23 protein-coding genes and 1 riboswitch are annotated in these 23,694 nt (G+C 72.3%); of the genes, 8 read left to right on the top strand and 15 right to left on the bottom strand.

Annotated features, from left to right (window positions below):
* Nucleotides 1-69 precede the first annotated feature (69 nt).
* Nucleotides 70-1,029: a type IV toxin-antitoxin system AbiEi family antitoxin domain-containing protein gene (locus FE634_RS13605; RefSeq protein WP_148240682.1), complete on the top strand. Its 960-nt coding sequence runs from the start codon at nucleotides 70-72 to the stop codon at nucleotides 1,027-1,029.
* A 208-nt stretch (nucleotides 1,030-1,237) separates the two neighbouring features.
* Here the strand turns inward: FE634_RS13605 and qcrB are convergent, their stop codons facing one another.
* From qcrB to ctaE, 4 genes are read right to left on the bottom strand one after another with little or no spacing between them, the layout of a single operon-like run.
* Nucleotides 1,238-2,989, bottom strand: a complete 1,752-nt coding sequence (qcrB, locus tag FE634_RS13600; RefSeq protein ID WP_137292792.1) for a cytochrome bc1 complex cytochrome b subunit — start codon at nucleotides 2,987-2,989, stop codon at nucleotides 1,238-1,240.
* A complete protein-coding gene (gene qcrA / locus FE634_RS13595; RefSeq protein WP_396954588.1) occupies nucleotides 2,986-4,077 on the bottom strand; it encodes a cytochrome bc1 complex Rieske iron-sulfur subunit in 1,092 nt (363 codons plus the stop codon). The genes qcrB and qcrA overlap by 4 nt, the downstream gene beginning before the upstream one ends.
* On the bottom strand, nucleotides 4,074-5,009 hold the full coding sequence (gene qcrC / locus FE634_RS13590; RefSeq protein ID WP_170981473.1) for a cytochrome bc1 complex diheme cytochrome c subunit: 936 nt from the start codon (nucleotides 5,007-5,009) through the stop codon (nucleotides 4,074-4,076). Before qcrC ends, qcrA begins: the two co-directional genes overlap by 4 nt.
* Before the next feature lie 40 nt (nucleotides 5,010-5,049).
* Nucleotides 5,050-5,688 carry an aa3-type cytochrome oxidase subunit III gene (gene ctaE, locus FE634_RS13585; RefSeq protein WP_137292790.1) on the bottom strand — a complete coding sequence of 213 codons (639 nt, stop codon included), beginning with the start codon at nucleotides 5,686-5,688 and terminating at the stop codon, nucleotides 5,050-5,052.
* Between the two features lie 74 nt (nucleotides 5,689-5,762).
* Between ctaE and FE634_RS13580 the strand changes: the two genes are divergently transcribed.
* From FE634_RS13580 to trpD, 3 genes are read left to right on the top strand one after another with little or no spacing between them, the layout of a single operon-like run.
* Complete coding sequence (locus FE634_RS13580) at nucleotides 5,763-6,734, top strand: cytochrome c oxidase assembly protein (protein WP_138876191.1); 972 nt, start codon at nucleotides 5,763-5,765, stop codon at nucleotides 6,732-6,734.
* Between the two features lie 43 nt (nucleotides 6,735-6,777).
* Entirely contained in the window at nucleotides 6,778-7,197 is a 420-nt protein-coding gene (locus FE634_RS21655; RefSeq protein ID WP_262347423.1) for an Rv3143 family two-component system response regulator, read from the top strand.
* Nucleotides 7,194-8,213, top strand: coding sequence for an anthranilate phosphoribosyltransferase (gene trpD, locus FE634_RS13575; RefSeq protein WP_246060572.1), 1,020 nt, complete (start codon nucleotides 7,194-7,196; stop codon nucleotides 8,211-8,213). Before FE634_RS21655 ends, trpD begins: the two co-directional genes overlap by 4 nt.
* A gap of 56 nt (nucleotides 8,214-8,269) precedes the next feature.
* Here the strand turns inward: trpD and FE634_RS13570 are convergent, their stop codons facing one another.
* From FE634_RS13570 to FE634_RS13560, 3 genes are all read right to left on the bottom strand, one after another.
* Nucleotides 8,270-8,881, bottom strand: coding sequence for a YgjV family protein (locus tag FE634_RS13570; protein WP_137292786.1), 612 nt, complete (start codon nucleotides 8,879-8,881; stop codon nucleotides 8,270-8,272).
* 110 nt (nucleotides 8,882-8,991) lie between these two features.
* Entirely contained in the window at nucleotides 8,992-9,270 is a 279-nt protein-coding gene (locus FE634_RS13565; RefSeq protein WP_134767500.1) for an Lrp/AsnC family transcriptional regulator, read from the bottom strand.
* A 25-nt stretch (nucleotides 9,271-9,295) separates the two neighbouring features.
* Nucleotides 9,296-11,047, bottom strand: coding sequence for a DEDD exonuclease domain-containing protein (locus tag FE634_RS13560; RefSeq protein WP_262347422.1), 1,752 nt, complete (start codon nucleotides 11,045-11,047; stop codon nucleotides 9,296-9,298).
* A gap of 101 nt (nucleotides 11,048-11,148) precedes the next feature.
* Here FE634_RS13560 and FE634_RS13555 point away from each other — a divergent pair, with 101 nt between their 5' ends.
* From FE634_RS13555 to FE634_RS13540, 4 genes are all read left to right on the top strand, one after another.
* Nucleotides 11,149-11,364 (top strand): hypothetical protein, encoded by a 216-nt coding sequence (locus FE634_RS13555; protein WP_137292785.1) that lies wholly within the window; start codon nucleotides 11,149-11,151, stop codon nucleotides 11,362-11,364.
* A gap of 145 nt (nucleotides 11,365-11,509) precedes the next feature.
* Nucleotides 11,510-11,693: riboswitch (cyclic di-AMP (ydaO/yuaA leader) on the top strand.
* An 11-nt stretch (nucleotides 11,694-11,704) separates the two neighbouring features.
* Nucleotides 11,705-12,697, top strand: coding sequence for a C40 family peptidase (locus FE634_RS13550; protein ID WP_262347421.1), 993 nt, complete (start codon nucleotides 11,705-11,707; stop codon nucleotides 12,695-12,697).
* A gap of 46 nt (nucleotides 12,698-12,743) precedes the next feature.
* Entirely contained in the window at nucleotides 12,744-14,030 is a 1,287-nt protein-coding gene (locus FE634_RS13545; protein ID WP_138876190.1) for a hypothetical protein, read from the top strand.
* Nucleotides 14,031-14,034: 4 nt separating this feature from the next.
* Complete coding sequence (locus FE634_RS13540) at nucleotides 14,035-15,264, top strand: M48 family metallopeptidase (RefSeq protein WP_138876189.1); 1,230 nt, start codon at nucleotides 14,035-14,037, stop codon at nucleotides 15,262-15,264.
* 3 nt (nucleotides 15,265-15,267) lie between these two features.
* Here FE634_RS13540 and FE634_RS13535 read toward each other — a convergent pair whose 3' ends face one another.
* The 8 genes from FE634_RS13535 to FE634_RS13500 all read right to left on the bottom strand — a co-directional run bounded on the left by FE634_RS13535 (nucleotide 15,268) and on the right by FE634_RS13500 (nucleotide 23,693).
* Nucleotides 15,268-15,474: a Flp family type IVb pilin gene (locus FE634_RS13535; RefSeq protein ID WP_138876188.1), complete on the bottom strand. Its 207-nt coding sequence runs from the start codon at nucleotides 15,472-15,474 to the stop codon at nucleotides 15,268-15,270.
* A gap of 2 nt (nucleotides 15,475-15,476) precedes the next feature.
* Nucleotides 15,477-15,695 (bottom strand): Flp family type IVb pilin, encoded by a 219-nt coding sequence (locus FE634_RS13530; RefSeq protein WP_138876187.1) that lies wholly within the window; start codon nucleotides 15,693-15,695, stop codon nucleotides 15,477-15,479.
* Between the two features lie 167 nt (nucleotides 15,696-15,862).
* A complete protein-coding gene (locus tag FE634_RS13525; protein ID WP_137292780.1) occupies nucleotides 15,863-16,516 on the bottom strand; it encodes a response regulator transcription factor in 654 nt (217 codons plus the stop codon).
* A gap of 90 nt (nucleotides 16,517-16,606) precedes the next feature.
* Nucleotides 16,607-18,139: a sensor histidine kinase gene (locus FE634_RS13520; protein ID WP_138876186.1), complete on the bottom strand. Its 1,533-nt coding sequence runs from the start codon at nucleotides 18,137-18,139 to the stop codon at nucleotides 16,607-16,609.
* Nucleotides 18,140-18,153: 14 nt separating this feature from the next.
* Nucleotides 18,154-19,071 carry a type II secretion system F family protein gene (locus tag FE634_RS13515; RefSeq protein WP_138876185.1) on the bottom strand — a complete coding sequence of 306 codons (918 nt, stop codon included), beginning with the start codon at nucleotides 19,069-19,071 and terminating at the stop codon, nucleotides 18,154-18,156.
* Between the two features lies 1 nt (nucleotide 19,072).
* The gene (locus FE634_RS13510) at nucleotides 19,073-21,004 is read right to left on the bottom strand and encodes a type II secretion system F family protein (RefSeq protein ID WP_138876184.1); all 1,932 of its coding nucleotides are present in this window, start codon (nucleotides 21,002-21,004) and stop codon (nucleotides 19,073-19,075) included.
* Complete coding sequence (locus tag FE634_RS13505; protein WP_148240680.1) at nucleotides 21,001-22,497, bottom strand: CpaF family protein; 1,497 nt, start codon at nucleotides 22,495-22,497, stop codon at nucleotides 21,001-21,003. The genes FE634_RS13510 and FE634_RS13505 overlap by 4 nt, the downstream gene beginning before the upstream one ends.
* On the bottom strand, nucleotides 22,494-23,693 hold the full coding sequence (locus FE634_RS13500) for an AAA family ATPase (RefSeq protein ID WP_138876182.1): 1,200 nt from the start codon (nucleotides 23,691-23,693) through the stop codon (nucleotides 22,494-22,496). Before FE634_RS13500 ends, FE634_RS13505 begins: the two co-directional genes overlap by 4 nt.
* Between the last annotated feature and the right edge of the window lies 1 nt (nucleotide 23,694).

The following is a 23,694-nucleotide window of genomic DNA, read 5'->3' as shown; positions in this document are numbered from 1 at the left end:
CACTGACGGGTCGGTGGGGTTGTGGAGGAGCGGGGCGCGTTACGGACGCCGCGGCGCACCATGGTCGCCATGACCCGGCCCCTGAGCGCCTCCCAGCAGCAGGCGATCCGAGCGAGCCTGCCGCCGGACCGCCCCTTCACCGTCGCCGAGGCGGCCGGGCTGGGTGTCTCCAACAACCGGTGTCGCGCGTTGGTGGCCGACGGTTTCCTGGTGCGGCCGGCCCCCGGCGTCTACCGCTGCGCGCACCTGGACGACTCGCTCGAGCTGCGGCTGTCGATCCTCCGGCTCGTCGTCCCTACCGACTGCGTCGTCACCGACCGGACGGCGGCCTGGGTGTGGGTCGGTGACCGCGCGCTCGCCCCGGGTGACCACCTGGCCGTGCCGCGGGTCAGCGTGTTCGCGCCGCCGGGGCGAAGGCTGCGCAACCAGCTCGTGTCGAGCGGGGAACGCGCGCTGGTCGAGCGCGACGTCCGCGAGGTCGACGGCGTCCGGGTCACCACGCCGCTGCGAACGGCCTGTGACCTCGCGCGGTTGCTGCACCGGTACCAGGCCCTGGCGGCCGTGGACGCCCTGACACGGCTGTGCCCCGTCGACGTCGTCAACGTCGAGCTCGAGCGGTTCAAGGGCTTCCGCGGCATCGTGCAGGCGCGGGTGGTGGTGCCCCTGGCCGACCCACGGTCGGACTCGCAGTTCGAGTCGGTGGCGCGCGCGCAGTGGCTCTTCGACGCCGGGCTGCCCGTCCCCGAGTGCCAGGTCCCGGTCCGCGCGCCGGACGGCGCCTGGTACCACGTCGACATGGGTCTGCCGGACGAGCGCTTCGGGGCGGAGTACTTCGGCGAGGAGTTCCACGGCCCCGGCCGGGCCGACGCCGACGCCGCGCGGCTGAGGTGGGCACGTCAGGCCGAGCGCTGGACCCTCGTCGTCGCCCGCGAGCACCACGTGGTCGGTCGGCGCCGCGACTTCGACCGTCGCCTGCGGCTCGCGTGGGAGCGGCTCCTGTCCACGCGACCGTCCTACGTCACCCGATGACGCTGACCCGTCGCTGATCACTGACGGGTCAGCGCGCGAACCAGATCGACCCGTCGCTGATCACTGACGGGTCAGCGCGAAAACCGGATCGACCCGTCGCTGATCAGCGACGGGTCAGCGTGGGGGTGGGGGAGGGGGAAAACGGCCGAGGCCGAGGGCCACCCTGGTGGGGTCGCCCTCGGCCTCGAGGTGGTTCGGGACCGCTGGGTCAGTGGTCGCCACGCAGGCTCTCGCCGTCGACGGTGTGGTGGCCGTCGAACTGGTGCCCGTCGGCCGCCCGGCCGTCGAGCGCCGCGGTGAGCTCGTGCTGGTGCTCGGCGTGGTGGTGAGCCTCCGCGAGCTCGGCCGCCGTCGGCTTCTGCACGTTGTCGGCGTACATCAGCGTGGACAGCTTGCCGCGCAGCCCGTCGAGCTTGCCGCCGGGAGCTGCGACGCCGTTCTCGTCTACCTTGCTGCCGACCGTGTAGACCTCGTCGCGGTCACGCGCGGTGAGGCGGTAGGCGGCGTCGTTGCTGATCGGCAGGTGCCGCTCGGAGTACCCGCCCTCGGGCGAGCGCATGATGATGCCGGTCTCGTAGCCGTGCAGCAGCGTCTGCTCGTCGTGGCGCTGCAGCGAGATGCACCAGCGCCGCGTGATGATGAACGCGATCAGCGGTCCGAGGAAGATCATCACCCGCATGAAGTAGGTGATCTGGTTGATCGACAGGTGCAGCTTGATCGCGATGATGTCGTTGCCACCCGCGGCCCAGGCGAGGCCGTAGAAGGTCATCAGCGACACCATGACGGCGGTCTGCGTCGGACGGTTGCGGGGACGCTCCAGCAGGTGGTGCTCGCGCTCGTCCTTGGTGATCCACGACTCGATGAAGGGCAGCGCGATCAGGATCACGAGCATCAGCGGCGGCACGATCAGGATCGGCAGCATGACGTTCCACGAGATCGTGTAGCCACCGATGACCGACTCCCAGCCGGGGATGATGCGCAGCAGGCCGTCGGGCCAGCCCATGTACCAGTCGGGCTGCGAGCCGGCCGTGACCTTGGTCGGGTCGTAGGGACCGAACTTCCACACCGGGTTGATCGACAGCAGGCCGCCGAGCAGGGCGACGGTGCCGAAGACGATGAAGAAGAACCCGCCGGCCTTGGCGGCGTACACGGGGAGCATCGGGAAACCGACGACGTTCTCCTCCGTGCGGCCGGGACCGGGCCACTGGGTGTGCTTGTGGTAGACGAGCAGCAGCATGTGGGCGGCGATCAGGCCCAGGAGCAGGCCGGGGATCAGCAGCACGTGGATGATGTAGAGGCGCGGGATGATCGCGTCGCCGGGGAACTCCCCGCCGAAGAGGAAGAACGACATGTAGCTGCCGACCACCGGGGTGGCCTTGAGGAACCCGTCGGCGGCGCGGACGCCGGTGCCGGAGAGCAGGTCGTCGGGCAGCGAGTAGCCGGTGAAGCCCTCGAGGCTGCCGAGCAGGATCAGCAGGCAGCCGATGACCCAGTTGAGCTCACGCGGCTTGCGGTAGGCGCCGGTGAAGTAGACCCGCATCATGTGGATCAGCATCGAGGCGATGAACAGGTGCGCGGCCCAGTGGTGCATCTGCCGCATCAGCAGACCGCCGCGGACGTCGAAGGAGAGCTCGACGGTCGAGATCATGGCCTTCGACATCTCCACGCCGCGGAGCGGGTCGTAGGAGCCCTGGTACTCGGCCTCGGCCATGCTCGGGTCGAACCACAGCGTCAGGAAGACTCCCGACAGCAGCAGGACCACGAAGCTCCACAGGGCGATCTCGCCCAGCATGAACGACCAGTGGTCCGGGAAGACCTTGCGCAGCTGCTTCTTCATCGAGGTGCCGAGACCGAGACGGTCGTCGGCCCAGGTCGCGACCGCACCGGCTCGCGAGGGCGCCTTGGCCGAGGCCGGCGTCGTGGTGTTGCTGTCGGCGACCTTGCTGGTGTCGATGCTCATCGCTCACGCTCCCAGTAGCTCGGTCCCACCGGCTCGAGGAAGTCGTGCTGAGCGACGAGGAAGCCCTCGTCGTCGACGTCCAGTGCGAGCTGAGGCAGGGGTCGTCCTGCGGGTCCGAAGACCACCTTGGCCGAGTCGGCGAGATCGAACGTCGACTGGTGGCAGGGGCACAACACGTGGTGCGTGGTGCGCTCATAGAGGGAGATCGGGCAGCCGACGTGGCTGCAGATCTTCGAGTAGCACAGGACGCCGCCGACGTCCCACTGGTCACCCTGCTGGGACTTGATCTCGTCGGGGGCGAGCTTGACCACGATGACCGCGCCCTTGGCCTTGGCGGCCTGGAGCTCGGTTCCGTGGAGGTCGAAGAGTCCGTCGGGGACGGCGTTGACCAGGTCACCGATCTGGAGGTCGGAGGCCCGGATCGGGGTGCCGACGACGTCGCGGACGACGCGGACACCGGGCTTGACGCCCCACAGCGTGTGCTGCAGGCCGGTGCCCTCGGCGGCGTTGGCGACGTCCTTGGGCAGCGGGCCGAGGTCGCGCAGCATGACGACGGCCGGCACGCCCAGGAAGCCGACGGAGAGCAGCAGGGAGCGGCGCACGAGCTTGTGCTTGCCGATGCCCGACTCCTCGATGCCCATGGTGAGGGCGGCGACGGTGGCCTCGCGGTCGGCGTCGGAGGAGCGCGCCGGGTGGCGCATCTCGACGATCTCCTGGTCGGCCATCAGCTTGCGGGCCCACTGGATGATGCCGACGCCGATGAGCATCAGCGCCAGTCCGAGGAAGACGCCGAGGAACAGCGTCGACGCGCCGAGCCCGCCGAACGTCGTCCAGTTGGTGCCGACGTCGAGGGTGAAGTAGGAGACGACGAAGGCGACGGTGCAGGCGGCCGACAGGACGAACATGGTCGCCACCTGCCGCTCGGCCCGCATCGAGGCCTTCTCGTCGACGTCGGTGGGACGCCAGGTGTGCGGGTGCAGACCCGGGTTGGGGATCGGCTCCTCCGGGACGGCGGGCGTGCGGTCGACGCCCTCGGTGCCGTTCTCCTCGGGCTCGTCGGACCCGTCGTGCTTGTTCAGGTCGGTCACGAGGCTGCTCCCGTCTGGTCGGGGCCCGGCGCGCCCGAGGGCAGGTTGACGCGGGTGTGGTCGGTGGGCTTCTTGCGGTCGGTGCGCGTGGTGTGCGCGGCGATCCAGATCGCGGCGCCGACGAGGCCGCCGATGCCGATCAGCCAGGCCGCCACGCCCTCGCTCACCGGGCCGAGGCTGCCGAGGGAGAACCCGGCGTAACCGGGCTTCTCCTCGGTCGTCTTGAGGTAGGCGATGACGTCGCGCTTCTCGTCGGGCGTCAGGTTGCCGTCGGAGAACGACGGCATCGACTGCGGGCCGGTGAGCAGGGCCTCGTAGATGTGCTTGGCCTCGACGCCGCGCAGGGTGGGCGCGAACCCGCCGCGGGGCATCGCGCCGCCGGAGCCGTCGAAGTTGTGGCAGGCGGTGCAGTTGGTCAGGAAGATCTGGCCGCCGCGGGAGATCGCCTCCTGGCGCTCCTCCTCGGTCAGGTCGTCGGGCAGCGAGTAGGCCGAGGCGTCCGGGATGGCCGGGCCGGTGCCGAGCGAGTCGACGTAGGCGGCGAGCTGGCGGATCTCGTCCTCGTTGTAGACCGGCGGCTTGCGGACGGCCTGCTGACCGGGCTGGGCCATCGGCATCCGGCCGGTGCCGACCTGGAAGTCGACCGAGGCGGCGCCGACGTCGGTGAGCGGCGGTCCGTACTGGGTGCCGCTCTGGGTCAGCACGCCCTCGCCGTTCTGGCCGTGGCAGAAGGCGCAGCCGACGAGGAAGAGCTCGCGACCGGCCTGGACGTCCTCGGCGCTGGTGCTGGTCTCGTCGGCCTGGGCGCCGGGGGAGAGGGTGGAGTACAGCCCTCCGGTGAGCAGGAGGCCGAGCAGCAGCACCGCCAGGCCGGCGAGCGGCCCCCTGCGGTGCCGGGAGAGGCGACCGGCGGAGCGGTTCAGGAAGCGCACGATTCTCTTTCCTAGGTCGTCGATGTGGGTCGGGTTGCGGCTACTTGATGAGGTAGATCGTGGCGAAGAGCCCGATCCAGACCACGTCGACGAAGTGCCAGTAGTACGACACCACGATGGCGCTGACGGCTTGCTCATGGGTGAACTTGCGGGCCAGGTAGGTGCGGCCCAGCACCAGCAGGAAGGCAATCAACCCGCCGGTCACGTGGATCCCGTGGAACCCGGTGGTGAGGTAGAACATCGTCCCGTACGCGGAGTCCGGGATGGTGATGCCCTCGTGGATCAGCTCGGCGTACTCCAGTGCCTGTCCGCCGATGAAGATCGCGCCCATCACGTAGGTGAGCACGAACCACTCGCGCAGGCCCCAGCCGCTGATCTTGAGCAGCGAGCCGGAGCGCCCGACCTGGCCGCGCTCGGCGGCGAAGACGCCGAGCTGGCAGGTGAGCGAGGAGAGCACCAGGATCGTGGTGTTCGCCGAGGCGAACGGCACGTTGAGCGCCTCGGTGTTCTCGGCCCACAACGGGCCGCTCACCGAGCGGATCGTGAAGTACGACGCGAACAGGGCCGCGAAGAACATCAGCTCGCTCGAGAGCCAGATGATCGTGCCGACCGCGACCATGGACGGGCGGTCGTGATGCCCGTGCAGCCGGGATGCGGGGATGGTTGCTGTGGTCGCCACAAGAGCATTATGGCTCCCCGCTCGCTCGGGGCCACCACCCCCCTCGGGTGGGCGCTCCACCTACCCTGTGAGGCGTGTGGGAAACGTCGTCCGTGGCCGGACTCAGCGCCGTGCTGAACGCCTCCGAGGTGCTGCCCCGGTTCACCCTGGGCACGCTCTTCACCGAGTGGTCGCTGGCGCCGCTGCCGCTCGTCGTCACCGTCTGGGCCGGTGGTCTGTACCTGCTCGGGGTGACCACGCTGCGCCGGCGGGGCGACCGCTGGCCGGTGGGGCGCACGATCGCGTTCGTGGGCATCGGGCTCGGTGCGTTCTACGTCGCGACCTCGTCCGGGCTGGGGGCCTACGACACCACCCTGCTCAGCGTGCACATGGTCCAGCACATGGTGCTGTCGATGGTGGTGCCGCTGGCGCTGGCCCTCGGGGCCCCGGTGACACTCGCGCTGCGCACGCTCCCGGCCGCCCCACGGCGCTGGCTGCTCGTCGTGCTGCACTCGCGGGTCGCCAAGGTGCTGTCGTTCCCGCCGCTGACCTTCACCCTCTACGTCGTCTCCCCGTGGGCGCTGTACTTCTCCGGGTGGTACCGGGCGTCACTGGAGTCGGTGTGGGTGCACGAGATGATGCACGTCCACCTGGTGCTCGTGGGGGCGCTGTTCTTCTGGCCGCTGATGGGCCTCGACCCGGTCCCGGGCCGGGTCGGCTACCCGTTCCGGGTGCTGCTGACGGTGCTGACGCTGCCGTTCCACGCGTTCCTCGGGGTGACGATCATGGGGCAGTCCTCCCTGATCGGCGGCGACTGGTACCCGCGCCTGGCCTCCGGCCCGATGGGGTCCTGGCTGCCCGACCCGTACGCCGACCAGGAGCTCGCCGGCGGGATCCTGTGGGGCTCGGGCGACCTCATCGGGCTGTCCTTCTTCGGCGTGCTGTTCGTGCAGTGGGTGCGCTCCTCGATGCAGGAGGCCAAGCGCGAGGACCGCAGGCTCGACCTGGTCGAGGCCCGCGAGCGAGCCTCCGCCGCGCGCTCGGCGGCCGGGGAGCACCCCGACTGAGTCCCGCCCGAGCGCCCGCCGGGTCCGGCACTACGATGGGTGCGTGACCGACGACACGCGCCCCGCACCCCGTCTGAAGGTGCTCGTCTACAGCGACGACGCGAACACCCGCCAGCAGGTGATCCTCGCGCTCGGACGGCGTCCGCACCCGGACCTCCCCGAGCTCGAGTACATCGAGGTGGCCACGGAGCCGGTCGTCATCCAGAACATGGACGCCGGCCACGTCGGCCTCGCGATCCTCGACGGCGAGGCCGCTCCCGCGGGCGGGATGGGCATCGCCAAGCAGCTCAAGGACGAGATCTTCCGGTGCCCGCCGCTGCTGGTGCTCACCGGCCGCCCGCAGGACGCGTGGCTGGCCACGTGGTCGCGCGCCGACGCCGCCGTCCCGCACCCGATCGACCCGATCCAGCTCGCCGTGTCCGTGATCGGCCTGCTGCGCTCCCGCGTCCCTGCGACGCCGTGACCTGGCCCGACCTGCTCACCGACCTCGTCGCCGGCCGCGACCTGTCGGCCGAGCAGACCGGGTGGGCGATGGGGGAGATCCTCGCCGGTGAGGCGACGCCGGCCCAGGTGGCCGGCTTCGCCGTCGCGCTGCGCGCCAAGGGCGAGACGAGCGAGGAGCTCGCCGGGCTGGCCGACGCCATGTACGCGCGCCGGGTCCCGATCTCGGTCGAGGGCCGCCTGCTCGACGTCGTCGGCACCGGCGGTGACCGCTCGATGTCGGTCAACATCTCCACGATGGCCGCGATCGTCGCCGCGGGCGCCGGCGCGACGGTCGTCAAGCACGGCAACCGGTCGGCGTCCTCGCTGTCGGGCAGCGCCGACGTGCTGGAGGCGCTCGGCATCCGGCTCGACCTGCCCCCCGACCGCGTGGCCGCGGTCGCCGCGGAGGCCGGCATCACGTTCTGCTTCGCGGCCGCGTTCAACCCGGCGATGCGGCACACCGCCGCGCCGCGCCGCGAGCTCGGCATCGCCACGACGTTCAACTACCTCGGCCCGCTGGCCAACCCGGCCCGCCCGGCCGCCTCGGCGATCGGCTGCGCCGACCTGCGGATGGCGCCGGTGATGGCCGGCGTCTTCGCGCGCCGTGGCGCCGACGCGTGGGTGGTGCGCGGCGACGACGGCCTCGACGAGCTCACCACCACCACGACGTCCCAGGTCTGGGTGGTCACCGGAGGTGAGGTCACCACCGCGACCGTCGACCCGGCCGCCCACGGTCTCGCCCCGGCCACGACCGCCGACCTGCGCGGCGGCGACGCCGCCCACAACGCGGAGGTCGTGCGCCGCCTCCTGGCCGGCGACCCCGGCCCGGTGCGCGACGCCGTCGTCCTCAACGCCGGCGCCGCGCTGGCCGTGCACGAGGCGTCGGGTGCCGCGGTCGACGACGCGCTGGCCGCCGGCATGGTGCGCGCCGCCGCCGCGATCGACACCGGCGCCGCCCGGGCGACCCTCGAGCGCTGGGTGGCCGCGGCGTCCTGACCGCGGACGGCCCGGGCGCTACCGCCGGGTTCCGTCGCGCCGTCGGACCAGGCCCCTCAGAGGTCGAGCACGTACTCCTGGCCGTCGCGACGGAAGCCGACCCGGTCGTAGTAGGCGCCGACCATGCCCGGCGGGGACGTCACGTGGCGGAAGCCGAGCGTCGCCAGGACCCCGCTGTCGCGCCAGACGAACTCGCCCGGGGTGAAGTCGCGGTAGCGGGGCGTCACGTAGTCGAGCCGGACCCGGGCCACGTCGCCGTCGGCGTCGAGCAGGACGACGCCGACCGCCTCGTCGCCCCGCAGGACGACGAAGGCGTGGTCGCGCTCGGCCGCCGTCGCGGGGACGAAGTCGGGCTGGAACCGGGTGATGTCGTCGCGGTGCAGGGTGAGCAGGTGGCGCAGGTAGGCGTCGTCGCGGCCGACCTCGACGACCTGGAACGCCGCGTCGTCGTGCCGCTCGCGCTGGAGCTTGACCAGGAACCAGATGTTGATGAGGGACAGCACCGCGTTCATGCCGACCATCGGCCAGACCTCGAGCAGCGCGTTGAAGGCCACCAGGATCACGCAGGCGACGAGGTTGAGCGCGCGGAAGCGCAGCACCCGCGCCTGCAGCAACGAGAAGACGAGCAGGGCGCTGCCGCCCCAGCCCAGGATGTCCAGCCAGCTCATCGCGGCAGGCTAGTGGCTGGTCCAGCGTCCCGACACGCGCGGTCCCGACCTCGTCCCTCGGCCGGGCGCACTCGCTCGATCACCGGTGGCCCGCCCGACCTCGTGCTCGGTCAGTCCAGCCCGAGGGAGAACGCCGACTCGAGGTCGTGGCGGGAGTAGGCGCGGAACGCGATGTGGGTCTCGGTCTCCCGGACGCCGGAGACCTTGTTGACCCGGTCGGCGACGACCGCGGCGACGTCGTCGTGGTGGCGCACCCGCACCATCACGATGAGGTCGATCTGACCCGTCACCGAGTACACCTCGGTGACCCCCTCGAGGGAGGCGATCGCCTCGGCGACCTCCGGGATCCGGTCGACCTCGGCCTTCACGAACACGATGGCGGTGATCACGGGCCCACCCTAGTGCGCGGCCACCTCAGCCCCGCTCGAACGGCGCCGGCTCGACGACGTGGCGGGCCAGGTGCCGGGTGGCACCGGAGACCGGGCAGGTCCACTCGCCGTCGACGTCGACCAGGCGCAGCCCGGGCGCCTCGAGCCACCTCAGCACCCGCTCGGTCTCGGCGGCCGTCGCGGCCGGCGTCGGCCCCGGGGTGCCGGACGGCGCGAGCACGGTCTCGGCGCCCGCGCAGAGCTGGGCGACGTAGGAGTGGGCGTCGGCGCCGGCGGGGATGACGCCGGCGGCGGCGAGCCGGCCGTAGCGGACGACGTGCACGGCCCACCGGCCGTCGTCCTCGCGGCGGGTGGCGACCACCTGCGGGCAGTGGGTCAGCGAGGTGAGCCGCTGGGTGCGCGCCGCGGCCCGCACGAAGGCGGCCAACCGGTCGCGGTGGACGCCGGCCTCCTCGAAGCGCTCCTCGGCGGCCAGCGCGGCCATCTTGGCGTTGACCGCCTCGACGACGTCGTCGGGGCGCTGCAGCAGCGTCTCGCGCAGCCGGCGGACGACGGCTGCGTAGGTGTGCTCGTCGACGCTGCCGTCGCAGGGCGACAGGCACCGGCCCATCTCGGCCAGCACGCACGCCGTGCGCGAGGGACGGCGGGCCAGCCGGCCGGAGCACTGCCGGACCGGGAAGGTGTCGTGCAGCGCCGCCAGGCAGCGCTCGGCCGCCCCCCGGGAGCCGAACGGCCCCAGGTAGTCGGCCTCGTCGTCGAGCACCCTGGTGACCAGCGACAGGCGCGGCCACGGCTCCCGGGTGAGCTTGACGAAGGTGACCTTCTCGGGATGGCGCGAGCGCCGGTTGTAGGACGGCTTGTGCTGGGCGATCAGCCGCAGCTCGCGGACCTCGGCCTCGAGCGGGGTCGCGCACTCGATCGCGGTCACGTGGGAGGCCAGCCGCACCATCTCGCCCATCCGCGACCGGGTCTCGGAGGCGGTGAAGTAGGACCGGACACGGGTGCGGACGTCGCGGGAGGTGCCGACGTAGAGGATCCGGTCGGCGTCGTCCTTGAACAGGTAGACGCCGGGGGAGTGCGGCAGCCCGTCGGCCAGGTGTCGCTTCCTGCGCTGGGAGGAGGTCACGCGCGAGGAGAACGTCTGCAGCTCCTCGAGGGTCTGCACCCCGAGGGCGCCGACCCGCTCCATCAGCCCGTGCAGGACGTCGACGGTCGCGCGGGCGTCGGACAGCGCGCGGTGGTTGGGGGTCGTGGTGGAGCGGAACGCCTTGGCCAGCGAGGAGAGCTTGCAGTTGGGTGCGTCCTCGCGGGTGATCACCCGGCGGGCCAGCACGGCGGTGTCGACCACCTCGAAGGCCGGCCACGGCCGACCCTGCTCCGCGGCGAAGTGCTTGAGGAAGCCGACGTCGAACGGCGCGTTGTGGGCCACCAGCACGCACCCGGCGGCGAACTCCAGGAACGCCGGCAGCACGGACTCGATCGGCGGGGCGTCGGAGACCATCGAGTTGCTGATGCCGGTGAGCACGGCGATGAACGCCGGGATCTCGGTGTGCGGGTTGACCAGGGTCTGGAACTCGCCGAGCACCTCGCCGCCGCGGACCTTGACCGCGCCGACCTCGGTGATCCGCGACCCGGCCTGCGCCGACCCGCCGGTCGTCTCGAGGTCGACCACGCAGAACGTGATCCCGGCCAGGGAGCGGCCCAGCTCGTCGAAGCTGCGCTGCGCCTCCCACCGCGGGTCGGCTCGACCCGTCGGGGTCGGCATGGTCGTGCTCATGCCTCCGCACGCTAGGTGGGGCCACCGACAATCCCCGGTCGACACACGGGTCGGCGACCGCCCGGGCAGAACTGTCCCCACGTCCTGCCACCGTCCTCCCCATGACGACACGAATCGACTGTGACTCCTGCGTGGTCCGCGGGCTGGCGTGCCACGACTGCGTGGTCACGGTGCTGCTCGGGCCCCCGCCCGAGCTCGCCGAGCTGACCATCGACGACGACGAGCGACGCGCGCTCGACATCCTGGCCGGCGGTGGTCTGGTGCCCCCGCTGCGCCTGGTCCGGCCGGTGAGCGGGCCCGAGGTCGAGTCCGCCTGAACGGCTCCGAACCCGCCGATCCTGTGACTGGTGTGACCTGTGTGACACGCCACGCCACCATGTGGGCGGAAGTTTGGCGGGCCCGCGAGCGCCGGTCTACGGTGTTCGCTCAGGCGTTCGTGGAAGTGGGTCCACCAGGTCCCGCGCGGATGCCACGCTGAGTCCCCGCCGCACACGCCCGTCGTGTGCCAGGGGAGCCGGGGAACCAACTCTTCTGGGGTGAATCCTCTGCGAGGCGGCCGGTCCCACGGGACCGACCGAGGAGCAGGGGTAGGGCAGGTCGTGCCCGAATCCGTCAGCTCACCCGGTAGGCGTACGACTGCAAAGGAAACGCCGCGTAGTGACCAACCCCCGCCGGGTGCGCCTCAGCGCCATGGTCTCCGGACTCGCGCTCGTCGCGACCGCCGGCCTCGTCACCAGCTCGCCCGCCCAGGCCGAGCCCGACATCGACGACGTGCAGTCGCGCGTCGACACCCTCTTCCACGAGGCCGAGCAGGCCCAGGAGAGGTACCACGACGCCAAGATCGAGCTCGACGAGCTCCAGGACGACCTCGACTCGCTCAAGGCCGACCAGCGCGCCGCGCAGACGTCGCTCGACGGCGTCCGCACCGACGCCCGCGAGAGCATCCTGCGCCAGTACACCGGGGGCGGCGACGACCTCGGTGCCGTGACCGAGGTCGTGACCGCCGGCGACGCCGGCGCCTTCCTCGACCGGCTCTCGACGATGTCGTCCTACCAGGACCTCCAGGACGGCGTGTTCGACGACTACGCCACCGGCCTCGAGGCGCTCGACATCCGCCGCGACGCCGTGCAGAAGCGCGTCGACCAGGTCGCCGAGATCGAGGCCGACCTGGCCGCCGACAAGGAGGTCGTCGACGACAAGCTCGCCGACGCCGAGGCGCTCCTCGACCGCCTCAAGGAGGAGGAGCGCGAGGCGATCCTCTCCCGCGGCAGCGACCGCGTCCCCTCCGACGTCCCGGTCTCCGGCCGCGCCACCGCCGCCGTGAACTACGCGATGGCCCAGGTCGGCGACTCCTACGTCTACGGCGCCGCGGGCCCCAGCGCCTTCGACTGCTCCGGCCTGACCATGATGGCCTGGGCCCAGGCCGGCGTCGGCCTGCCGCACTCCTCGAGCGCTCAGTACTCCTCCGGCGCGAAGGTCGCGGTGTCCGACCTGCAGGCGGGCGACCTGGTCTTCTACTACAGCCCGATCAGCCACGTCGGCATGTACATCGGCAACGGCATGATCGTCCACGCCGCCAACCCCGGCGCGGGCGTCAAGATCTCCCCGCTCAACGAGATGCCCTACGTCGGCGCGGTCCGGCCCGGCTGATCCGCTGACCGAGCACGCCGCGAGGACCGGCCGCCCCCGATGGTGGGTGGCCGGTCTTTCGCTGTCCGTGCTCCTCGCCGGCGGTCTGGTCCTCTGGGGCCTGGTCGACGGCGACACCGACGAGGACGCCCCGTACCGGGCCTCCGCACCGACGGCCGCACCGGCCGTCGTGGAGCCGGCCGGGGCCGCGCAAGCCCTGCAGAACCTGGCGCGCGCCCTCGAGGACGGCGACCGGTCGGCCGCGACCGCCCTGGCCCTGCCGGACGACGCCGCGGCGGCGGCCCGGCTCGGTGACCTGGTCGACGCGGCCCGTGCGATCCGGCTCGACGACGTCACGCTGCGCTACGTCGACGAGGAGGACGGGGTCACCGCCGACGGCACCTGGTCGGCGGCGGTCGACGCCACCTGGACCTACGGCGGCTTCGACGAGGTCCCGACCACGGCCGAGGTGCGGGTGAGCTTCCGGGCCGCCGACGGCCGGGTGGCCGTGACCGGCCTCGGCGGAACGGGTGACGACACGGGCGGCACGGGCGTCACGGGTGGTGGCGGCACCGGGCTGCGCACGCCGGTCTGGATGAGCGGGCCGGTGGCGGTGGCCCGCGAGGACGACGTCCTCGTCGTGGCGGCGGCCGGGCGCGGCACCGAGCCCTACCTGCGGCGCGCCCGGGCGGCCGCCCCGGCGGTGGCGGACGTCGTCCGCGGCTGGCGGCCGCGGCTCGTCGTGGAGGTCCCCGCCGACACCGCGGGCCTCGAGCAGGCGCTCGGGGTCGAGGCGGGCTACTACGAGCAGATCGCCGCCGTGACCGGCACCGGCGGGACGGCCACCGGCGCGACGACCGACGGGGGCGCCGTCCACGTCTACGTGAACCCCGACGTCTTCGACGGCCTCGGCCGCGTCGGCCAGCAGGTGGTGCTGACCCACGAGGCCACCCACGTCGCGACGGCCGCGCCCGCGAGCGGCGCGCCCACCTGGCTGGTCGAGGGCTTCGCCGACTACGTCGCGCTGCGCGACACGACGCTGCCGCTGACCAGGACGGCGGGCCAGGTCGCCGACCTCGTCCGCGCCGACGGGCTGCCCGCCGCGCTCCCGGACGGGGCCGAGTTCGACACGCGCGGACCACACCTCGGTGCCGCCTACGAGGCCGCCTGGCTGGTCTGCGTCATGCTCGCCGAGCGCGGCGGGCAGGACGCCCTGGTCGACCTCTACACCCGCGTCAGCGAGGGCGACGCGCTCGACGTCGCCCTCCGCAGCGGCTTCGACTGGGACGAGGCCGACCTGGTGCGGGCCTGGCGCGACCGGCTCGCCGGCCTCCCGGGGGCGGCGCGTGGTTGAGCGGGTGACCGAGCGGCGCGTCGCCCTCGCGACGTTCGCGCTCGGGGCCGTCGTGCTGGTCGTCGCCGGCGCCGTGCTGGTGCCGTGGGACGCCGTCCCCGGTGGCCGCGTCACGCCGGTGCCGGTCGCGAGCGTGCTGACCCCCGAGGAGGTGGCCCGCGCCGAGGCGTTCTCGCGGTGGGCCCGGCTGTGGTCGTGGTCGTCGCTGGGAGTCTCGGTCGCCGTGGCCTGCTGGTTCGGCCTGACCGCTCGCGGACGACGTCTCGTCGAACGACTCCCGGGACCGTGGTGGGTGCAGGTCCCGCTGGCGGTGGCCGCGCTGACCCTGGTCGGGCGGCTGGTGACCTTCCCGTGCGCGGTCGCGCTGCGCCGCCTGCGCCTCGACGAGGGCCTCACGCGCCAGTCGTGGACCGCGTTCGCGGGCGACGTCGTGCGCACCGAGGCCGTCACGATCGTGTCCACCTCGCTCGCCGTGCTGGTGCTGGTCGGCTGCGCCCGGCGCTGGTCCAGTGCCTGGCCGGCCGTCGTCGGCGGCCTGCTCGCGGCACTGGTGGTGGCGGGGTCCTTCCTGTACCCGCTACTGGTCGAGCCGCTCTTCAACGACGTCGAGCCGCTGGCCGACGGCCCCCTGCGGGCCGAGGTCCTGCGCCTGGCCGACGAGGAGGGTGTCGCGGTCGACGAGGTGCTCGTCGCCGACGCCTCACGTCGCACGACGACCCTGAACGCCTACGTGTCGGGGTTCGGGAGCACCCGCCGCGTGGTCCTCTACGACACCCTGGTCGCCTCGGCGAGCCGGGAGGAGACCCTGTCGGTGGTGGCCCACGAGCTCGCGCACGCCCGTCACGACGACGTCGTGACGGGCACCGTGCTCGGTGCCGCGGGCGCCCTGGCCGGCGTGGGCCTGCTCGCGACGGTGCTCGGGGCGGCCCGGCGTCGCGGTGCGCCCGGGGCGGGCGAGCCGACGTCCGTGCCGCTGGTGCTGGCGCTGGTCGCGGTCGCGATGCTCCTCGTGTCACCGGTGACGAACGGGGTCAGTCGTCAGCTCGAGGCCCGCGCCGACGTCGACGCGGTCCGGGCCACCGACGACGTGCCGGGGTTCGTGGCTGTGCACCGCCGGCTCGCGCTGCGGTCGCTGGCCGACCCGACGCCGCCGGCGTTCGGCCAGCTGTGGTTCGCCAGCCACCCGGGTCTGCTCACCCGCGTCGCGATCGCGCAGCGGGTGGGGGAGCCGTAGGGGCTAGTCGCCCTCGCCGTCACCGGTGCACTCGCCGGTACCGGTCTCGGCCTGGATGTTCTCGCAGGCGCCATTGAACATGTCGTTGACCTGGCCGCCGAGCAGAACGACGACCACGACGATCAATGCGGCGATGCCGATGAGGATGAGCCCGTACTCGACTGCAGATGCGCCGCGCTCGGTGCGGGGCGGTGTGGATGAAAGTCTCATGATCAGTCGGCGACGCAGGGGCCGCCGTCCTCACCGCGGTTGGCGATCTCGTCGCAGGTGTCCTGGAACGCATCGGTGATCTGGTCGCCCAGGAGGAACACCACCGCGACGATGATTGCCGCAATCCCCGCGACGAGCAGGCCGTACTCGACGGCCGAGGCGCCGCGCTCGTCCATGCGCGCCCGGTGGGCGGTCAGGATGATGCGCAGGTAGGTAACCATCGACGAGCTCCTTGGAAGGTGGGACGGGTTGGCCTGCCCGAGAGTTCACGACAGACCCGTTCTCGACCAGTGTCGTCGGAACGAGCAGGCGTTTGATCGGCGGATCGTGCAATTGCGCCTAGTTACGAATGACTAGTCGGCATGGCCCGAACGGGCCAGGTGTTCGGTCAGCGCTCGGTCGGCTGGACGCTGGACAGCAGCCCGACCCGCATGGCCGTGACGAGGGCCTGGGCCCGGTTCGCCGCGCCGAGCTTCTGGTAGATCCGCGCGATGTGTGACTTCGCGGTCGACTCGCTCAGGTAGAGCCGCTCGCCGATGGCGGCCGCACCCAGGCCGTCGGCGAGCAGCAGCAGCACGTCGTGCTCACGCTCGGTGAGGCTGGCCGACTCGCCCGACACCCGCCGCATCATGGCGCCGGCCAGACCGGCGCACACGAAGGCCCGGGGCGAGACCGCGGCGTGCCGCGCGGCCTTGACCACCTCGGAGGAGGGGGCGTCCTTGCCCACGAACCCGGACGCGCCGGCCTGCATCGCCGCGAAGATCTGGTCGTCGCCGGAGTGCATGGTCAAGACGATCAGGCCGGTCGTCTGGCTGGCCTTGCGGATCGTGCGCACGATGTCGAGGCCGGTGCCGTCGGGGAGCTGGAGGTCGGCGACGACGACGTCGGGCTTCAGCTCCTCGTAGACCGAGAGCGCCTCGCCCACCGTCCCGGCGGTGGCGACGACGTCCATGTCGGCCTCGAGGTCGATGACCGAGCCCAGTCCCTCGCGGATGAGCTCGTGGTCGTCGACGAGGAGGAGCCGGATCGGCGCGTCGCTCATGCGGTCCACCTGGCGGAGGGCGTCGGGGTCATGGGAGCACTCTGTCAACAGTTGGGCCGGGGGGAAAGCACCCACCCGGGGACCGACGTCTCACCGCGCCGGTCCGACGCGCACGGCGACGCACAGGCCACCCTCGGGGCGGTTGTCGATCGTCAGCTCCGCCCCGACCAGACGGGCCCGTTCGCGCATGATCGCGAGCCCGTGCGAGTCGGCCCGGCCGGGCTGGAGACCACGACCGTCGTCGGAGACGGTGATCACCGCGTCCGGCGCGTGGACCTCGCAGTGCACCTCGATCACCGTGCACCGTGCGTGCTTGACGGCGTTGTTCATCGCCTCCTGGGCGATGCGGAACAGCTCGGCCTCGACCTCCGGACGCAGCCGGGCCGCCTGCTCGTCGAGGGTGACCTGGATCGGGATCTGGGAGGCGTCGCTGAGGTGGCGCGCCACACTGCCGATCGCGGTGCCGAGGCTCTCCGCCTCGCCGATGCTGGTGCGCAGCGTGAGCACCGACTGGCGCACCTCGGCGACCACCGCCGTGATCCGGTCGCGGAGCACGGCGAGCTGCCGGCCCTGCTTCTCGTTCGCCGGCGCGGCGGCGAGGGCGTCGACCAGGTAGCCCAGCGAGGCGATGTCCTGGGCGACCCCGTCGTGCATCTCACGGGCCAGCCGCTTGCGGACGTCGGCCGAGGCGGCGTCGCGGAAGTCGGCGAACAGCACCGCGGTGTCGAGCTGGAGCGCGGTGGGTGCGAGCCGCTCGCGCAGTGCGTCGAGCGTGCGCCGCAGCTCGTCCTGCTCGCGTGCCGTCCCGGGCGGCACGACGCCGCCGAGGACGGTGGAGTCGCCGACCGGGAGGGCGAAGGCACGGTCGCGGATCACCGTCTCGCGGCCGGCCCAGGCGAGGGCCGAGACGCTCTCGGTGTCGGTGCGGTCCGCGCCGTGGTGGCGCGCGGCGAGCGGCACGAGCACGTCGCCCCGAGGTGCGTACACAGCCAGGCTCTCGGTCGGGACGGCGTCGCCGACCTCCTCGAGCACGGTGCCGGCGAGGGTGGTGACCTCCAGGCCGGAGCTGAGGTCGTCGGAGAGGTCGATCAGCTGGCGCAGCAACCGCTGCGCGTCGCGGTACGGCGCGAGGGGGTCGGGGTTGGCGCGGGCGTTGACGTGCACGAAGGCGCCGATGAGCCCGAAGCCCAGCCCGGCGAGACCCCAGGTGAAGATCGCCAGGCCCTGGGCCTCGGTGAGGGGACCGACGACGGTCAAGGCACCGAAGACCACCGCGGCGAGCGTGGCGGCCAGCGCCAGGGCGCCGGTCCGTGGTCCGCCGAGGAGCGCGGCGACGAACGGCGGCAGGACGAGGGCGAGCAGGATGGCGGTGAACGGGGTGACGGACACCCCGCAGATCACACCGACGGCGGCGCCCTCCACGACGGGACTGAACACCCGGAGCTCCGAGCGCTGTTCGGCCAGGGTCGCCAGTGCCCAGACCGTGGCCAGGGCCGCGAGGGCGAGGAAGCCGTCGCTCCGGTCGAAGCCCTCCTCGGACGTGACGACGACGTTGGCGCCCAGGACGACGAGCATGAAGCAGCGCGCGACGAGCGCGATGCGGAGGGACTGCTGGGGGGACACGGGGGAGCCGCCTGTCAGAAGTTGTCCATGAGCGTGATCGCCGCCGGCCCGAGGACGGCGACGAACAAGCACGGGAGGATGAAGAACACGAGGGGGAAGGTGATCTTGACCGGGACCTGCTGGGCCTTCTCCTCGGCCCGCTGCCGACGTCGGACCCGCATCTCGTTGGCCTGGACCCGCAGCACCTGCGCCGTCGGGATCCCGAACGCGTCCGCCTGCACCATGGCGGTGACGAACGTGCGGACGTCCGGCACGTTGGTGCGCTCGGCGAGCGCCCGGAGCGCGGCCGTGCGGCTCTGGCCGATCTGCATCTCGCGGAGCATCCGCGAGAACTCCGCCGACAGCGGACCCTCCGTGTGCCGTGCCACCTGCTGGCAGGCGGCGTCGAAGCCGAGCCCGGACTCGACGCTGATGGTGAGGAGGTCGATCGCGTCGGGCAGCTCGCGCTGGAGCTGCTCGGTGCGCTCGTAGGCGGCCTGGTACAGGTACAGCTCCGGCAGGAAGAAGCCGAGCACGGGCCCGCCGACGACGAGCAGCACCGTCCCGACGAGACCGGTGCCGAGGGTGAGGGCGAGGGCGGCGCCCACGGCGAGGAGGGCGGTGGCGCCCAGCACCTTGACCGACACCACCCGGTCGGCGTCCCAGTCGCGCGGGTTGCCCGCGAGGTCGAGTCGACGGCGCAGTCGCTCGGCGGAGCCGGAGCCCGACAGTCGGCGGCCGACGACGAGGGCACGGTGCTGGAGCGGCGCTAGGACGCGCTCGGCGAAGGGTCGGTCGTCCTGACCCGGTCGGGGCTTGGGTGGCGTGGTCGACATCGTGTCGAGCAGCTCGAGCGAGCGTTCGACGCCGCGTCTGGTCGTGGAGCGACCGGCGCTCGCGAGGAAGAGCACGAGGGCGCCGACGACGAGCAGGGTGCCGAGGAGGAGCAGCACGTCAGACCTCGACCTTCACGAGTCGACTCATCCACGCGATGCCGATACCGAGCCAGACGGCGGAGAAGACCAGCATGATCAGGCCGCGTAGGTCGGTGAACAGCGGCTCGACGTAGGAAGGCTGGGCGACGACCAGGTAGAGCAGGAACGCCGGCGGCAGGCCGCCCAGGACGACGGCCGAGAGCTTGCCCTCCGCAGCGAGGGCGTCGACCTGGCGACGGATGAACTCTCGCTCCCGGATGGTGCCAGCCACCGTGGTGAGCAGCTCGGCCAGGTTGCCGCCGACCTGGCGCTGGATCCGGATCGCCATGACGACCCACCGGAAGTCGCTGCTGTTGAACCGCTCGGCCACGCCCTCGAGCGCGTCGTCGAGCGGCACGCCGAGCCGGATCTCGACGAGCACCCGGCGGAACTCCGAGGCGACCGGATCGGTGCCCTCACGGACGATCGTGTCGACGGCCTGCAGCATCGAGAGCCCGGCCGAGAGCGACCCGGCCATCAGTTGGAGCGTCTCGGGGAGGGCGGACTCGAACTTCTGGCGTCGGCGCCCGCGGCGCAGGCCGAGCCAGAACCACGGCAGCACGAGGCCGAGGAGGGCGAACAGCACCACGACGGCCGGGTTCGCCCGTCCGAGGAGGAGCCCGAGCAGGATCGCGCCGACGACGAGACCGGCGTGGAGGAGCAGCCACTCCGACGCCTTCAGGGCGCTGCCCGCGGACGTCAGGCGCGCCGCGACGCGTTCCTCGAAGCCGCGGTTGTGCTGGAGCACGCCGTCGATGGCCTCGGTCGCCTGGGTGAGCACCGGGACGTCGGACTGGTCCCTGTCGGCGCGGTGCCCGCTCCCGGAGGTGTAGCCGGCGATGCGGGCCTCGACCGTCCGTGAACGGGAAGGGGCGGGGGCCAGGCCCCCGAAGCCCGCGAGGACGGCAGCCCCGACGAGGGCGATGGCCAGGTAGAGAACCCAGGGCGGTAAGCCCGCGCCCCGGTCCGGCGACGCCGAGGGCGCGGTCACGGGGTCGTCGTCGGCGATGGGGAAGTAGTCGAAGGCCCCCTCGATCGTGCTCGCGCTGGTGGGCACGGTGATTCTTCCCGGCGAGGACCGGGTGAGGACGTCGTCGGGCACCTCGACGGTCACTTGGACCTGGCGTTGGTAGTCAGCGGCCTCGGCCACGAAGCGCTGCCGCAGGGAGTCAGGGTCGGCGGCCACCACACTGCCGCGGCTGGCCTGGGCGATCTCCTGCAGCGCGCGGACGGCATCAGGCTCAGCGGCCAGGTCGAGGGCGACCACGTCGATGGTCACCTCGGACTCGGCGACGGCAGCGACGACGTCAGCCAGTGCGGTGTCGCCCTCGGTGGGTGGGTCGACGAAGTTCTCCCCGTCGGACAGGACGAGGACACTCCGAAGTCCGTCGGCGCCGGTGAGCTCGGTGGCCTCGAGGACGGCGTCGTAGAGCAGCGTCTCCCGCTCGAGATCGACGAGGGACTCGACCGCGTCCTTGGCTCGGTCGTGGTCGAGCGTCGGTGGGAGCACCAGCTCGACCGACGAGTCGAAGGTGACGACGCCCACCTCGACGTCGGCGGGCACGACGTCGAGGAACTCGATCGCGGCCTCCTTCGCCCGCTCGAACTTCTCGTCGTCCCGCATCGACCTGCTGGTGTCGATGGCCAGCACCACGGTGCGTTGCACCGCTTCGGGCCGGATGCGCCCGGCCTCGCTCACCGGGTACGTCGTGCCGGCGAGCGTCACCGTGACCGCATCGAAGTCGGGTCGGACGCCGCGCGGCACGTCGACCACGATCTGGATGCCGGACTCGGAGCGCTGGACGAGCGCGACCGGGTCGTCGTCGGCGGCAACGGCCGACCCGCCCCCCAGCACGGCCAGGCCGATCAGGAGGCCTACGACCGTGGCGCGGCGCCGGCGGGCGAAGGTCACTCGTGCTCCTCCGCGAACAGGTTCGGTCCCAGGACGACGTTGGCGTAGGCCAGCTTCTCGAGGAACGCCGGTCGACGTCCGGTCGAGCGCATCCGGCCGAGGGTGCGCCCGTCGCCGTCGAAGCCGGCGGTGTTGTCGAACACGAAGAGGTCCTGCAGCTCGACCGAGTCGCCCTGCAACCGGCCGACCTCGGTGATGTGGGTGACTCGCCGCGACCCGTCCTTGAAGCGGGTCTGGTGCACGACCAGGTCGACGGCTGCCGACACCTGCTCGCGCACGGCCCGGATCGGCAGCTCCATGCCGGCCATCAGGACCATCGTCTCGAGGCGCGACATTGCGTCACGGGCGCTGTTGGCGTGCAGGGTGCAGATCGACCCGTCGTGCCCGGTGTTCATGGCCTGCAGCATGTCGAGCGCCGAGGCGTCACGGACCTCGCCGACGATGATCCGGTCGGGCCGCATGCGCAGGCTGTTGCGGACCAGGTCCCGGATGCTGACCTCCCCGCGGCCCTCGATGTTGGCGGGACGTGACTCGAGACGGACGACGTGGGCCTGGCGCAGCTGCAGCTCGGCGGCGTCCTCGATGGTGACGATCCGTTCGTCGTCGGGGATGAAGGACGACAGCACGTTCAGGGTCGTCGTCTTCCCGGCGCCGGTGCCGCCGGAGACGACGATGTTGAGCCGTCCCCGCACACACGCCTCGAGGAAGTCGGCCGACTGCGGGGTGAGGGTCCCGATGTTGATGAGGGTGGAGATGTCCAGGGCCTCCGCAGCGAACTTGCGGATGGTCAGGGCCGAGCCGTCGATGGCCAGCGGCGGGACGACGGCGTTGACCCGGCTGCCGTCGGGGAGGCGGGCATCGACCATCGGGCTCGACTCGTCGACGCGGCGGCCGATGCGCGAGACGATCTTGTCGATGATCCGGCGCAGGTGCGACTCGTCCGCGAAGCGGGTGTCGGCCCGCACCAGCCGACCGGCGCGCTCGAGCCAGATCGAGTCGGCCCCGTTGACCATCACCTCCGAGACCTCGGGATCGCGGAGGTAGGGCTCGATCGGCCCGAAGCCCAGGATGTCGTCGGTGATCTCCTCGGTCACCCGGCTGCGCTCGGCGTTGCTCAGCGGACGGTCCTGGGAGCCCAGCACCTCCGAGAGCACGACCCGCACACGCTGCTCCAGGTCCTCCTGGGCCATGTCGGCGTCGTAGAGGTGCGGACCGAGCTCGCGGAGCAGCGCGACGTGCACCGTGCTCTTGAGGGTCTCGAGACGGTCGCCCGCCGTGGCTGCGGCGACGCGACGGTTGCTCGGTCCGGTGACCGGTCGGCTCCTCGCCGGCGCCTCGACCGCCGCCAGGGCGGCCGACAGGGGGTCGACCGCCGGTTCGGGCGGCCCGGGTTGGCCCGCATCGCGGGCGGCGTCGGGCGCCGCGGGTTCGGTACCCGCGCGCGCGGCGGCAAGGCGCTCGGCCAGCCCGCGCGGGCGGGGCTCCGCGGTCATGCCGTCTCCCTCCGGCCCCGGCCGAACATCCGCCTCCGCGCCCGAGGGGCAGGGGCCGCGTGCCGACGGTCGGTGGAGGTCGGCGGCGCGACGGTGACCCCCGACAGCGACGCAGCGAGGCGGCGGACGGCCTGGCTCACGGGGTGGCCGGGCTCTCGCGCCAGGATCGGCGTCCCGCTGTTGGTGGCCGCGGCCACGGCAAGGGATGACGGAAGCTGGGCGGACACGGGCATCTGCAGGATCGTCTGGACGCGGTCGACGTCGATGCCGACGGCCTCGTCGGCACGGTTGAGCACCAGGTGGCGGTGGCCGCGGGCGATGTTGAGGACGTCGAGAGTCTCGAGGGCGACCTTCACGTTCTTCAGGGTCGGCACGTCGAGCCCGGCCACCACGATGCACTCGTCGGTCTCGTCGAGGGCGGTGAGGATCTGGTCGTCGAGGGAGGGAGGGGTGTCGACGACGACGAAGTCGAAGCTCTCCTTGAGCGTGCGCAGGACGGTGACGACCAGCGCCGGCGTCACCCGTTCCCTCACGTCGGGGTGCAACGGAGCGGCCAGCACCATCAGGGAGCCCTCGTGACGGGTGAGCAGACCCTCGACGGTGGCGAGGTCGAGGGAGACCTCGGAGCCGATGGCCTGCTCGATCGTGTGGGTGGGGGAGAGCTGCATCGTGATCGCGACGTCGCCGAAGGCGAGGTCGAGGTCGACCAGGCAGACCCGTCGTGCCCCACCCTCGGAGAGCGCCAGCGCCAGGTTGACGGCGACGGTGGTCTTGCCGACGCCGCCCTTCGGGGAGAAGACCGTGATCAACCGGCCGACGTGCCGGGCCCCGGAGGGGCCGCGCAAAGCCTCCGAGGTGTCGTAGGCCTGGCGGACGGCAGCGGTGAACGCCGCGGTGTCACCCAACGCGACGACGTCGCGGGCGCCGGCCTTCATCGCCCGCACGAGGACAGCGGTGTCGACGCGACCGACGACCAGGACGACGCTGACGGTGGGGCGGGCGGTGCGCAGGTCCTGCGAGACGGTCAGCGCAGTCTCGAGGTCGACTCCCGGACCGACGACGACGACGTACTCGTCGGGATGGCGGTCGAGCCACCCCGCCAGGGGAGCGGGGGAGCCCACGACCTGGGACCCGGCGGGGAGCAGCGGGAGCAGGGCAGCGACCGACTGGTCGTGGGGCTCGACGACAACCGGCACC

It is taken from the genome of Nocardioides sp. S-1144 (assembly GCF_005954645.2).
Classification (GTDB): Bacteria; Actinomycetota; Actinomycetes; order Propionibacteriales; family Nocardioidaceae; genus Nocardioides; species Nocardioides dongxiaopingii.
The sequence above is the reverse complement of the archived record's forward strand: the minus strand, read 5'-3'. Positions and strand labels throughout refer to the sequence as shown.

Coding starts and splice junctions, on each gene's coding strand:
- FE634_RS13570 (WP_137292786.1), bottom strand. CDS start 8,881: ATGAGCTGGCTGGACATCCTGGGCTGGGGCGGCAGCGCCCTGCTCGTC.
- FE634_RS13505 (WP_148240680.1), bottom strand. CDS start 22,497: ATGACCGCGGAGCCCCGCCCGCGCGGGCTGGCCGAGCGCCTTGCCGCC.
- FE634_RS13605 (WP_148240682.1), top strand. CDS start 70: ATGACCCGGCCCCTGAGCGCCTCCCAGCAGCAGGCGATCCGAGCGAGC.
- FE634_RS13560 (WP_262347422.1), bottom strand. CDS start 11,047: ATGAGCACGACCATGCCGACCCCGACGGGTCGAGCCGACCCGCGGTGG.
- FE634_RS13525 (WP_137292780.1), bottom strand. CDS start 16,516: ATGAGCGACGCGCCGATCCGGCTCCTCCTCGTCGACGACCACGAGCTC.
- FE634_RS13555 (WP_137292785.1), top strand. CDS start 11,149: ATGACGACACGAATCGACTGTGACTCCTGCGTGGTCCGCGGGCTGGCG.
- qcrB (WP_137292792.1), bottom strand. CDS start 2,989: ATGAGCATCGACACCAGCAAGGTCGCCGACAGCAACACCACGACGCCG.
- FE634_RS13530 (WP_138876187.1), bottom strand. CDS start 15,695: ATGGTTACCTACCTGCGCATCATCCTGACCGCCCACCGGGCGCGCATG.
- FE634_RS13535 (WP_138876188.1), bottom strand. CDS start 15,474: ATGAGACTTTCATCCACACCGCCCCGCACCGAGCGCGGCGCATCTGCA.